This is a genomic window from Confluentibacter flavum (assembly GCF_002843175.1).
Lineage (GTDB): Bacteria > Bacteroidota > Bacteroidia > Flavobacteriales > Flavobacteriaceae > Confluentibacter > Confluentibacter flavum.
In genome coordinates this window covers 1-11,816 of record NZ_PJEO01000043.1, presented here as the reverse complement: position 1 = coordinate 11,816, position 11,816 = coordinate 1, and the positions used below count along the sequence as shown (strand labels likewise).

Genomic DNA, 11,816 nt, shown 5'->3' with positions numbered 1-11,816 from the left:
GTTATGTTTGCAGAAAAGGATATACAACAAATAAATGACTACGGTTTAACGGTAGAAAAGGTTAACTCTCAAATAGAAACCATTAAATCTGGAATGACGTATTCCCATTTAATTGAACCCGCTGGCATTGGTAACGGCATTTTAAAAGTTCAAGCTAAATTTGAAGATTATCTTAATGAATTTGATAGTAAACGCAACAATTTAGCTATTGTGAAATTTGTACCAGCCTCGGGAGCTGCTTCTCGAATGTTCAAATTTTTGTTTCAGTTTTTAAAGGAATACGATCCAAATAAAGAAAGCATAGAAGGCTATACAAAAAAGAACAAAGATGTTTCGGTATTTGTAAAGGGTCTTGAAAAGTTACCTTTTTATGATATTGTTCGAAATAAAGCGATGGAGATCAATCCAAATTACAACAATTTATCTTTAGGAGAGCAATGTGTTTTATTTGTAAAAGCCATGCTCGATGCCAACCAATTAAATTATAGCTTTTATCCAAAAGGGCTGTTGCCATTTCATAAATATAAAACAGGGGTTTCCACAGCATTTAAAGAACATTTGTTAGAAGCAGCCTTATGCGCTTCATCAAACAACAAGGCTAATTTGCATTTTACCGTTTCTGAGGCTCATACTGAGATGTTTAATAATGAATTAGAAAGTATTAAAGAAGATTTAGAAAAAGAGACCAACACAATATTTAATGTGTCATTTTCTTATCAAAGCAAATCTACCGACACCATTGCAATAACTGCTACCGATGAGCTTTATAGAAATGAAGATGGCAGTTTATTGTTTAGACCATCTGGCCATGGGGCTTTAATAGAAAATCTTAATACGCTTGATTACGATTTAATTTTCATTAAAAATATTGACAATATCGTCGTTTTTGAACAAAATAAGCCCTTATCCGATTATAAAAAATTGGTAGCTGGCGTGCTTTTAAAAATACAGGAACAAACTTTTAAATACATGCATAAATTTGATGAAGATGAGATATTAGAAGATGAAATTTACAACATTGAATTATTTGTCATAAACAGGCTGAATGTAGATTTGGGCGACGCATACAAAGAGTTCAGTCCAGAAGAAAAAATAGGTTATTTAAGAGATAAATTGAATAAACCCATACGTGTTTGTGGCATGGTTAAAAATGAAGGCGAACCTGGAGGAGGCCCATTTTGGGTAAAAGATGAAAATGATAATCTTTCATTAGGAATTATCGAGTTTGCACAAATAGATTTTGATAATAATGAACAAAAAGACATTGCAAATAGTGCCACGCATTTTAACCCAACCGATTTGGTTTGTGGTGTAAGAGATTATAAAGGCAATAAATTTAATCTAACGGATTTTGTTGATCCTAAAGCGGCATTTATTACGATGAAATCCCAAGGAGGAGTAGATATTAAAGCTTATGAATTGCCAGGCTTATGGAATGGAAGTATGGCACATTGGAATTCCATTTTTGTTGAAATTCCAGTAAGCACTTTTAACCCAGTAAAAACCGTAAACGATTTACTAAAACCTGCCCATCAAGTTGAATGATGTTTGATAAAGATGCTTTACTAAATGAATTGACTTTTAAAGCAACACGAAGTTCGGGTGCTGGTGGGCAACATGTTAATAAGGTATCATCAAAGGTTGAATTGATTTTTAATATACTGGAATCTTCCGTTTTTAATGAAGCACAAAAAGGACGGCTTCAAAATAAACTTCAAAATAGATTAACAAAAGAAGGTATTCTTATGTTGCAATGCGATGAAAGTCGAAGTCAACATAAAAATAAAGAACTCGCCATTAAACGTTTTTTAGAGCTCATTGAAAAGGGTTTAATCATTCCAAAAAAAAGAATTCCAACAAAAATTCCTAGGGCTGTTATAAAAAAACGTTTAAAAAGTAAACGTAACCTATCTGATAAAAAGGCATATAGAAAAAAACCGGACATCGATTAAAATAAATCGTAAATCGTAAAAGGTAAATCAAAAATCTAATATATCTTTGCATCGTTCTCATAAAGGGGTGCCTATATCGGCTGAGATCATACCCAATGAACCTAGAACAGGTAATGCTGTTTAGGGAATCGATAAAATAGCTATTTAGATATATATTCAAGTGATATGAGCACTTACAGATATTTTTTAAATATTTATTTATCTAAAAATTAATTATTAACAACAAAGAATAATTACCTCTTTTTATTCGATTATTAACGTAATCGTAATGAAATCTACTATTCTTAAAAATGTATTTTTATCATTCCTGCGAATGCAGGAATCCTATCAAGGGAAACTATCTGTTTTCTTTTTTTTCTTAATTATTTTCAGTGCTAATGCACAAACCAATCAAATTCAACAAGATTCAACGAAAATTGAATCACTCGACGAAGTTTTGGTAAACGCGGTTCGTGTAAATGCCACATCGCCGATTACACATTCTAACATCACTAAAAAAGAGTTGGAAAAACGCAATTTAGGTCAAGATTTACCTATTCTACTAAATTATTTACCATCTGTTGTCACCACTAGTGATGCAGGTGCTGGTGTTGGTTATACTGGAATACGAGTGCGTGGTGTCAGTTCACAGTCTACCAACGTAACCATTAACGGTATTCCGTATAACGATAGTGAGTCGTTAGGAACGTTTTGGGTTAATCTGGGCGATTTCACATCATCGGTTGAAAGCTTGCAATTGCAAAGAGGTGTCGGCACCAGTACGAATGGTTCAGGCGCCTTTGGGGCCAGTATTAATGTGCTCACTCAGGCCGTTTCTAATGAAGCAAATGGTGAAATTTCCAATAGTTTTGGAAGTTTTAATACCAGAAAACACAACGTGAAATTTAGTACAGGTTTAATCAATGATTACTTTGAATTGTCAGGGCGATTATCCCAAATTAATTCAGATGGATATGTAGATAGAGCGTCTTCAGATTTAAAATCATATTTTCTTCAAGGAACATATAAAGATGATAATACGTTGATTAAAGCTCTGGCCTTTGGAGGCGCTGAAGTCACCTATCAAGCCTGGAATGGTATTGATGCAGAAACTTTGGCAACTGACCGAACATTTAATCCGTCAGGTATATACACAGACGAAAATGATGTTACCAGATTTCATGATAATGAAGTGGACGACTATAAACAAGACCATTATCAATTACATTGGAATGAACGCTATAACAACAATTGGTCAACTAATTTAGGTTTGAATTATACCTATGGTCGCGGTTTTTTTGAACAATATAAAGAAGATGAAGATTTTGCCGATTATAGTTTAACCGAAATGACCATTGGAGGAGAAACTATAAATACAACCGATTTAATTCGTCGCCGTTGGTTAGATAACGATTTTTATGTTGTTACTGCGAGTGCTAATTATAAAAATAATAATCTGGATATGTCTTTTGGAACATCATACAGTAATTATATTGGCAAGCATTTTGGTGAAATTATTTGGGCACGATATGCAAGTGATTCTGAAATAGGCGACCATTATTATGATGGTGTTGGAAAGAAAAAGGACTTCAGTTTATTCACTAAAGCAACCTATAAGCTAAATGATAAAGTAAGTTTGTATGGCGATTTACAGATGCGTTTCATTGATTATAAAACAACAGGTTTAAGCTCAGATGTAGTGCCTTTTAATATTGATGAAAACTATGGTTTTTTCAATCCAAAAGCAGGTATTACTTATGAATTAGATGTTAATAATTATATTTATGCGTCATATGCTCGAGCCAATAGGGAACCAAGTAGAAGTGATTTTGAAAGCAATCCAAATGTCAGGCCCGAACAGTTAAACGATTTTGAGTTAGGTTGGAGACACACTAACAATAATTTCAGGATAAACACGAATGCATATTACATGTTGTATAATGAGCAATTGGTATTATCGGGTGCGCTTGATAATACGGGGGCGCCAATAAGAACCAATAGTGGTGCGAGTTATAGATTGGGCCTAGAGGTTGATGCCGCCATCCAAATCTCTAAAAAGTTTGCCATTCAACCAAATTTCACAATAAGTTCGAATAAAAACAAAGAAACTATTATTTCACAAGATGGAGGGTTAGTTGATTTAGGAAAAACAAACATTTCATTTTCACCAGATTTTGTTGCTGCAAATGCATTGGTTTTTCAACCAACAACAAACTTTCAAATGTCATTTTTAAGTAAGTATGTTGGTGAGCAATATATGGGAAATACCGATTCTGAAGCATCAAAATTAGAGAGTTATTTCGTGAATGATTTTAATGTGACTTATGAAATAAAACCTAATTCCATCTTCAAATCAATTGTATTGTCCGGATTGGTCAATAACATTTTTGGAGAAAAATATGTGTCTAATGGGTATTACTTTACCTATGATGATGATTTTTCAAATCCAGGAACCATCACAACCATTGAAGGCGCCGGCTATTATCCGCAAGCAACTACAAATTTCTTAATTGGAATGACATTAAAATTCTAAAGATGGCCTCTTAATTCCCCTCCTTTGGAGGGGTTAGGGGAGGCTAATTATAAATCAAAAGATTATTGCCACTTTGTTCAACCCTATAATTTTTTAATGGGCATTGTAAATCGCCATTACCTAGGGCTTGACCAGTTACCAAGCTATACGTGTTTTCATCAGCACAGCCACAAGTGGCATTTAGCCCAGAAACTGTAAGTGTAGAACAAGAACTTGATACGTGATTTGGGTCGCCGGCATCCCAAGCAAGGTAACCAGAACCTGTATTTGTAACGATGATGCCCGCATTGCCAGCATTAGGAACATATACAGAATTACTTATAAATTGTAATTGACTATACTGAGGCAAACTCATGTTTACATTCACATTAACGCCAACATTTAAAAGGAATCTACAGTTTCTGTTGTCAACTGAGTTGCCACTACAAGATGAAAGAATTACAAGCAATAATATATAGAAAAAAGATTTCATCTACAGCTAATTTTTTAAAACGCAAGTTACAACAAAAAGCAAATTGACATATTATTTTGTATATTTCCTCTTAACATTTTTATTTTTATTTTGGTAAGAGGGAAAGTGCTTTTTAAAGTATTGATTAATATGTAACTAAAAATTTTGTACTTTTGTTATTCGATCTCGTGTAAACGGGATTTTTTTATTCCGAACTCTTTCACAATTTATGTAAGCGTGGTTCGGAATCTTTTATTAAATAAACGATGAAGTTATGAGTAAAGTATCTTACTATACACCTGAAGGATTAAAAAAACTAAGAGACGAATTACAGCAATTAAGAGATGTTGAACGTGTAAAAGCATCAAAAGCAATTGCTGAGGCTAGAGATAAAGGCGATTTAAGTGAAAATGCAGAATATGATGCAGCTAAAGAGGCGCAAGGCATGTTAGAAATGCGTATTTCTAAACTGGAAGAATCTTTAGCAGGTGCTCGTCTGATAGATGAATCGCAAATGGATACCTCTAAAATATTGGTGTTATCTAAAGTGAAAATAAAAAATCAAACCAATGGTATGGAAATGATCTATACGTTGGTAGCGGATGGTGAAGCAAATTTGGCAGCGGGAAAAATTTCTGTAAATTCTCCTATTGGTAAAGGCTTGTTAGGTAAATCCGTTGGTGATGTTGCCGAAATTCAAGTGCCAAATGGGGTTATGAAATTCGATATTATTGAAATTTCAAGATAAATAATTAAAAAATTAATGACTTTAAAAAGATTCCTGGTTAACTTAATCAGGAATCTTTTTATATTTACAAAACTCTCTCAAACCCTCAGTTTTTATGGCTTCAATTTTCACTAAAATAGTTAATGGCGAGATTCCATGTTATAAAATAGCTGAAACAGATGAATTTTTGGCGTTTTTAGATGTGAACCCAAACAGCAAGGGACACACACTTTGTATTCCTAAACTAGAAGTTGATAAGATTTTTGATTTAGATGAAAACACATATAATGGTTTAATGGCCTTTTCACGAAAAGTAGCCATTGCCATAAAAAAAGTGATTCCATGTAAACGCATAGGAATGACGGTAATAGGTTTGGAAGTGCCACACGCACACGTGCATTTAATTCCTTTACACACCATGGAAGATGCGCGGTTTATTCAAAAAACAAAAATGACTTCAGAAGAATTGAATGATACTGCCAAAGCAATAAAAGCCCAATTCGATTTAGACAAAAGCAACTAATAATATAGTACCCAGAATAACTATAGAAACTAAGGCAATAATAATCCAAGACGTTTTTTTTATGTATGTAGATGACGCCAATGCTTTGAAGGCTTTTTGCTGGTATTCAACAATACGATCAATATCATCTGTCCATTGTTCAGGATAAACGATATTGTTGCATGTTTTACAATGAATGCTTTCCTTAATTTCTGATGTAATGGATTTATATAATTGGTTTTCAATAACCTTCTGTTTAAAAGTTAATATTAATCCTCCTCTACCATAACATTCTGGGCAGTTGTTGTTTAATGCGACTTCTTTTACTGTTATAAGGGTTTCATCCATAATAGGCTCTTTTTAATGCAATTTGTATGGTCGTTCCTTTGCCCATTTCAGATTGCAAGACTTTAATATTTCCAAAATGGAAATCTTCAATAATACGCTTTGTGAGTGATAAACCCAATCCCCAACCTCTTTTTTTGGTTGTAAAACCAGGGTCAAAAATCTTATTAAATAGTTTCTTTGGGATCCCTTTTCCAGTATCGGTAACGCTTACTTTTACGTTATCTTCAAGTTGCGATATTTCAATGGTAAGTTTACCTCTGCCTTTCATGGCATCAATAGCGTTTTTAACTAAGTTTTCTATCACCCAACTGTATAATTGTTTGTTTAAGTTTACAGGAATGTCACCTTCAGGAGTAATGATTTCAAATTCTACAAGTTTTGATGAACGTGTTTTCAAATAATCGTAGGAATTAATGGTTTCTTTAATGATATCAACCATTTCTAATGTAGGCACAGAACCAATTTTACTAAAGCGTTCGGTAATGGTTTGTAGTCTATCAATATCTTTTTCAATTTCAAGTATATAATCTGGATTTATGTTTTCACTTTTTAAAATTTCTGTCCAACCAATTAAAGACGAAAGTGGCGTGCCTATTTGGTGAGCCGTTTCTTTTGCCATCCCTGACCATAATTTGTTCTGTATCGCATTTTTGTTGCTTTTATAAAAGAAGAATATAACTGCTGAAAACAGAAAAATAATGAGCAATAATGCTAATGGATAATATTTTAACTTGTTTAATAATTCTGAATTGCCATAATACAAAGTAGCAAAAACATCATTTTTATATAATATTTCTATAGGTTTATTTTCCTCTTTAAATTTTAAAATTTGATTGTTTAAGAATGTTGAATCTTTGGCCTTTTCTTCATCAATGTTTTTATAATCAATTTCCCCCTTTTTACTGACAATAATCATGGGCGTTGTGGTATTGCTTTCAAGAATATATAACGGCAACTCTCCCATATTAATATCCAAATCAGTACTCTTCAATAAATCAATCTGTGCAAAAGACCATTGTTCCATTTTATTACGTTCCTCTACTTTGAAATATTGGAAAAACTCATAAGTTTTCCACAATATAAGTGAAACAATAATAAACGAAGCTACAATCATTATCCAGCGTACGGTGTTTCTATAATCTGTAAAAATCACTAGTAGTTAGTTTTAAATATGAAATATAATGCAATTCTGTTAATATTATTGTCCAACTTGTTAGTAAATCGGTTTTTAGTTGAAAGATAGAATGGCTATATTTGTTATAACGAATATAATTGTAAATAAGATATAAATAAGATTCAATGGAAGTTCAAGGAAGAATAAAAATGGTTGGCGAAACTCAAACAGTAGGGAGTGGCGGATTTAGAAAAAGAGAATTAGTAGTAACTACAGAAGAGCAATATCCGCAACATATTTTAGTAGAGTTTGTACAGGACAAAACTGATTTGTTGAATAATTATAAAATTGGACAGCAAGTAAAGGTTAGTATTAACTTACGTGGAAGAGAATGGGTAAACCCACAAGGCGAAACCAAATATTTCAATGCCATTCAAGGCTGGAGAATTGAAGCTTTACAAGCTGCAAGTTCTGATGGTAGTTTACCACCAGTTCCACCAATGGATGCTTTTGAGCCAGCTGGTGATTTAAACGAAGAAGATCACGACGATTTGCCGTTTTAACTGTAAAATAAAAATAATGCCACCCTGAGCGCAGTCGAAGGGTCTTAAAAAAACAACCTCGATGTTCCTTATAATATCGAGGTTTTTTAATTACATAATTACTCTCAATGCATTTCCTAACCCAAGACATAAAATTTCCTGACGCATCCGAAGCCACCAAAGATGGTTTATTGGCTATTGGCGGCGATTTGTCTGTAGAGCGTTTGTTATATGCATACAAGCACGGCATTTTTCCTTGGTTTAGCGAAGGAGAGCCCATTTTATGGTGGTCACCCAATCCACGTTTTGTGTTGTTTCCAGAAAAACTGAAAGTTTCTAAAAGCATGAAACAACTATTAAGAAACAATGATTTTACTGTAACTGTTAATCAAGCTTTTAAAGAGGTCATGACAGCCTGTTCTAAAGTAAAGCGTCATGGACAAGGAGACACTTGGATAACAGATCGTATGATTGAAGCTTATGTAAAATTACATGAATTAGGATATGCGAAATCTGTTGAGGTTTGGAAAGACAATGAATTAGTTGGGGGCTTGTATGGAGTTGATTTGAATAACGGGGTGTTTTGTGGAGAAAGTATGTTTTCTAAAGCAAGTAATGTCAGCAAAGTGGCATTTATAACGTTCATAAAAAGCACAAATTATAAACTGATAGATTGCCAATTGTACACAAATCATTTGGAAAGTTTAGGAGCAGAAGAAATCCCTAGAGATATTTTTTTGGATTTTTTAAATGAATGATTTTAAACGCAAACAATTAGTATCTTTAGCCTTAGCAGTTTTAAAATTGAAAAAATAAACTTTAATAGAAAAATAAAAATGAAACAAATCGGATTTTTTTTAATCGTTACAGCACTAAGTTTTAATACAATGCTTAATGCACAGGAAGCAGAATTTTCTAATTTGTTGCAAAATATAGACTCAAGGGAAAAAGTATCCTTGAACGGTTTGTGGGACATCATTATCGATCCACTTGAAAATGGTTATTACAATCATAGACTACAACCAAAAGACGATGGTTATTTTCGCAATGCAAAAATGAAATCACCATCCGATTTAATTGAATATAATTTTGACACAAGTCTTCAATTAATGGTTCCGGGCGATTGGAATACTCAAATGGAAAAATTATATTATTATGAAGGCACGATTTGGTATAAAAAAGATTTTAAACATACTGTTAAAAAGGATGAATTGGTGTATTTATACTTTGAAGCGGTAAATTATGAAGCGATTGTTTACCTTAATGGAGAACGTATTGGTTCGCATATTGGGGGCTATACACCATTTCAATTTGATGTTACAGGCAAGTTAAAGGAAGGCGATAATTTTGTGGTCCTAAAAGTTGATAATAAACGTAAACCAGAAAACGTGCCTACCGTAAACCAAGATTGGTGGAATTATGGAGGCATTACAAGAGCAGTGCATTTAATTTCTACTCCGGTTTCTCATATTTCAGATTATTCAATTCAGTTATCTAAAGGTTCAACAAACACCATTGAAGGTTGGGTAACCATTAACAATGCCACTGAAGGTGAAACGGTAACTATTAGCATCCCTGAGCTCAAAAAAAGTGTAAATGCCAATGTGCAAAATGGAAAAGCTACATTTTCAATTACCGCAAAACCCATACTTTGGGAGCCTAAAAATCCTAAGTTATATGAAGTTGTCATTAAAACCAATACAGACAAATTAACAGATAACATTGGGTTTCGAACTATTGAAACAAAAGGCTCTAAAATTGTATTGAACGGTAAAGACATATTCTTAAAAGGTATTTGTATTCATGAAGAAGCGCCGTTTAAAACAGGAAGGGTAACTTCTGTAGAAGAGTGCAAAATATTATTAAACTGGGCTAAGGATTTGGGCTGTAATTTTATCCGTTTGGCACACTATCCGCATAGTGAAACCATGATTCGTGAAGCAGAAAAAATGGGATTTTTGATTTGGTCTGAAATACCAGTGTATTGGACTATTCAATTTGAAAACCCGGATACTTATAACAATGCACAAAACCAACTGACCGAAATGATATCGCGCGATAAAAATAGGGCAGGTGTTATTTTGTGGTCTGTAGCGAATGAAACACCTGAAGGTATAGCTAGATTGTCATTTCTGACCAATCTGGCGGAACATGCTCGAAAATTAGATAATACACGTTTAATTACTGCTGCTTTAGATACACAATCGCAAGATAATGAAGGAAGGTTTATAGAAGACCCTCTGGGCAAAGCTGTTGATGTAATAGGTATAAACAATTACTGCGGATGGTATTATGGCTCCCCAGAATCTTGTGCAGAGATTAAATGGAAAAGTGCCTATAACAAACCCATGATTATGAGTGAAATTGGTGGTGGCGCCTTATTTGGTTTACATGGTGAGAAAAATGAACGTTGGACAGAAGAATATCAAGCCGACGTTTATAAAAACAATATTGAAATGATGAAAAACATTGATTTCTTGGCGGGATTATCACCTTGGCTTTTAATGGACTTCCTTTCTTCTAGGCGTCCTTTGAAAAGAATTCAAGAGGATTTTAACAGAAAGGGCTTGATATCAGAAAAAGGGATGAAAAAGCAATCTTTTTTTATTCTTCGTGATTATTATCTTAAAGAAAATAATTAACGTGAGTTCGACGTAAAAAAGTTGATTTATTTATAATAAAAAAGCGAAAAATTTAGTAAATTAAAGTTCTGAATTTCAATTATATAACTAAATATTTCGCTATGATTTCCGATTCTAAAATTACTGAAATTTTCTGTTCTATTGATGATTTTTGTCTTGAATTTGTCCCTTTTTGGCAAAAAAGCCTACTGGCCAATGGAAAAAAGCGCACCAGAGCTTCAAAAATGGGCCTCTCTGAAGTAATGACCATTCAAGTGCTTTTCCATTTATCCGGGTATAAAACCTTCAAGGATTTTTATATAGGCTATGTCTCAAAACATCTAACCAGTTATTTTCCAAACCTGGTATCCTATAATCGTATGGTGGAACTCAAAGGGCAAAGCTTTATGCCCCTGGCTATTTACCTCAAAGTTTGTGGATTGGCAAATTGTACGGGGATTAGTTTTATAGATTCTACGCCCCTAAGGGTTTGTGACAAGCGAAGAATTAACCAACATAGGGTATTCAAGGATTTGGCACAAAGGGGACAATGTTCCCTGGGTTGGTTCTATGGTTTCAAATTGCACATAATCACCAATGACCAAGGCGGTATCATTGATTTTATGATAACTAAAGGCAATGTGGATGATAGAAAACCTTTACGCTTCAAAGCCTTTGTTAAAAAGCTGTTTGGGAAGCTCTTTGGTGACAAAGGCTACATCTCCAAAGATCTATTTACTGAGTTGTTCTATAATGGAGTGCATCTGGTAACCAAGCTTAAAAAGAACATGAAAACAAAACTATTGACCCCTGTGCAAGATGCTTATCATTTAAGAAAAAGGGCCATTATCGAAACTATTTTTGACCAACTCAAGAACATTTGCCAAGTTGAACATTCTAGACATAGAAGCGTAACCAACTACTTCAATAATATTTTTGCCTCACTTATTGCCTATAATTTTAAAGATAGAAAACCTTCTTTAAAAAACAACTTCGTCGATACAAAGCAACTGTATTTAACTTTATAATTACATCGAACTCACGTTA

The 11,816-nt window shown here is 33.5% G+C and carries 12 protein-coding genes; 9 read left to right on the top strand and 3 right to left on the bottom strand.

All coding sequences use genetic code 11. The features are described from left to right. The first annotated feature begins 3 nt into the window (after window positions 1-3). The 3 genes from CSW08_RS11795 (at window position 4) to CSW08_RS11785 (ending at window position 4,464) form a co-directional block, all read left to right on the top strand. Complete coding sequence (locus tag CSW08_RS11795) at window positions 4-1,545, top strand: DUF4301 family protein (protein WP_106660088.1); 1,542 nt, start codon at window positions 4-6, stop codon at window positions 1,543-1,545. Continuing rightward, on the top strand, window positions 1,545-1,952 hold the full coding sequence (gene arfB, locus CSW08_RS11790) for an alternative ribosome rescue aminoacyl-tRNA hydrolase ArfB (protein ID WP_106660087.1): 408 nt from the start codon (window positions 1,545-1,547) through the stop codon (window positions 1,950-1,952). Before CSW08_RS11795 ends, arfB begins: the two co-directional genes overlap by 1 nt. Window positions 1,953-2,265: 313 nt before the next feature. Then, complete coding sequence (locus CSW08_RS11785) at window positions 2,266-4,464, top strand: TonB-dependent receptor (RefSeq protein WP_106660086.1); 2,199 nt, start codon at window positions 2,266-2,268, stop codon at window positions 4,462-4,464. Between the two features lie 43 nt (window positions 4,465-4,507). Here the strand turns inward: CSW08_RS11785 and CSW08_RS11780 are convergent, their stop codons facing one another. Next, window positions 4,508-4,936, bottom strand: a complete 429-nt coding sequence (locus CSW08_RS11780) for a Rieske (2Fe-2S) protein (RefSeq protein WP_106660085.1) — start codon at window positions 4,934-4,936, stop codon at window positions 4,508-4,510. Window positions 4,937-5,189: 253 nt separating this feature from the next. Between CSW08_RS11780 and greA the strand changes: the two genes are divergently transcribed. Further along, window positions 5,190-5,663 (top strand): transcription elongation factor GreA, encoded by a 474-nt coding sequence (gene greA / locus CSW08_RS11775; protein WP_106660084.1) that lies wholly within the window; start codon window positions 5,190-5,192, stop codon window positions 5,661-5,663. A gap of 94 nt (window positions 5,664-5,757) precedes the next feature. Continuing rightward, window positions 5,758-6,165 (top strand): HIT family protein, encoded by a 408-nt coding sequence (locus tag CSW08_RS11770; RefSeq protein ID WP_106660083.1) that lies wholly within the window; start codon window positions 5,758-5,760, stop codon window positions 6,163-6,165. On the opposite strand, the gene CSW08_RS11765 is transcribed toward CSW08_RS11770, so the two are convergent. Continuing rightward, the gene (locus CSW08_RS11765; protein WP_106660082.1) at window positions 6,148-6,492 is read right to left on the bottom strand and encodes a hypothetical protein; all 345 of its coding nucleotides are present in this window, start codon (window positions 6,490-6,492) and stop codon (window positions 6,148-6,150) included. The genes CSW08_RS11770 and CSW08_RS11765 overlap by 18 nt on opposite strands. After that, window positions 6,485-7,645 carry a sensor histidine kinase gene (locus tag CSW08_RS11760; RefSeq protein ID WP_106660081.1) on the bottom strand — a complete coding sequence of 387 codons (1,161 nt, stop codon included), beginning with the start codon at window positions 7,643-7,645 and terminating at the stop codon, window positions 6,485-6,487. The genes CSW08_RS11765 and CSW08_RS11760 overlap by 8 nt, the downstream gene beginning before the upstream one ends. Before the next feature lie 146 nt (window positions 7,646-7,791). Between CSW08_RS11760 and CSW08_RS11755 the strand changes: the two genes are divergently transcribed. The 4 genes from CSW08_RS11755 (at window position 7,792) to CSW08_RS11740 (ending at window position 11,797) form a co-directional block, all read left to right on the top strand. Further along, complete coding sequence (locus tag CSW08_RS11755) at window positions 7,792-8,169, top strand: DUF3127 domain-containing protein (RefSeq protein WP_106660080.1); 378 nt, start codon at window positions 7,792-7,794, stop codon at window positions 8,167-8,169. A gap of 107 nt (window positions 8,170-8,276) precedes the next feature. Continuing rightward, a complete protein-coding gene (gene aat, locus CSW08_RS11750; protein WP_106660079.1) occupies window positions 8,277-8,906 on the top strand; it encodes a leucyl/phenylalanyl-tRNA--protein transferase in 630 nt (209 codons plus the stop codon). A 78-nt stretch (window positions 8,907-8,984) separates the two neighbouring features. Next, window positions 8,985-10,790, top strand: coding sequence for a glycoside hydrolase family 2 protein (locus CSW08_RS11745; protein WP_106660078.1), 1,806 nt, complete (start codon window positions 8,985-8,987; stop codon window positions 10,788-10,790). Between the two features lie 101 nt (window positions 10,791-10,891). Then, window positions 10,892-11,797, top strand: a complete 906-nt coding sequence (locus CSW08_RS11740; RefSeq protein WP_106657880.1) for an IS982 family transposase — start codon at window positions 10,892-10,894, stop codon at window positions 11,795-11,797. Window positions 11,798-11,816: the final 19 nt, after the last annotated feature.

Excerpts from the sequence above, each read along its gene's own strand:
- CSW08_RS11745 (WP_106660078.1), top strand. The coding sequence starts at position 8,985 with ATGAAACAAATCGGATTTTTTTTAATCGTTACAGCACTAAGTTTTAAT.
- CSW08_RS11770 (WP_106660083.1), top strand. The coding sequence starts at position 5,758 with ATGGCTTCAATTTTCACTAAAATAGTTAATGGCGAGATTCCATGTTAT.
- CSW08_RS11755 (WP_106660080.1), top strand. The coding sequence starts at position 7,792 with ATGGAAGTTCAAGGAAGAATAAAAATGGTTGGCGAAACTCAAACAGTA.
- CSW08_RS11765 (WP_106660082.1), bottom strand. The coding sequence starts at position 6,492 with ATGGATGAAACCCTTATAACAGTAAAAGAAGTCGCATTAAACAACAAC.
- CSW08_RS11795 (WP_106660088.1), top strand. The coding sequence starts at position 4 with ATGTTTGCAGAAAAGGATATACAACAAATAAATGACTACGGTTTAACG.
- aat (WP_106660079.1), top strand. The coding sequence starts at position 8,277 with ATGCATTTCCTAACCCAAGACATAAAATTTCCTGACGCATCCGAAGCC.
- CSW08_RS11780 (WP_106660085.1), bottom strand. The coding sequence starts at position 4,936 with ATGAAATCTTTTTTCTATATATTATTGCTTGTAATTCTTTCATCTTGT.
- greA (WP_106660084.1), top strand. The coding sequence starts at position 5,190 with ATGAGTAAAGTATCTTACTATACACCTGAAGGATTAAAAAAACTAAGA.
- CSW08_RS11740 (WP_106657880.1), top strand. The coding sequence starts at position 10,892 with ATGATTTCCGATTCTAAAATTACTGAAATTTTCTGTTCTATTGATGAT.
- arfB (WP_106660087.1), top strand. The coding sequence starts at position 1,545 with ATGTTTGATAAAGATGCTTTACTAAATGAATTGACTTTTAAAGCAACA.
- CSW08_RS11785 (WP_106660086.1), top strand. The coding sequence starts at position 2,266 with ATGCAGGAATCCTATCAAGGGAAACTATCTGTTTTCTTTTTTTTCTTA.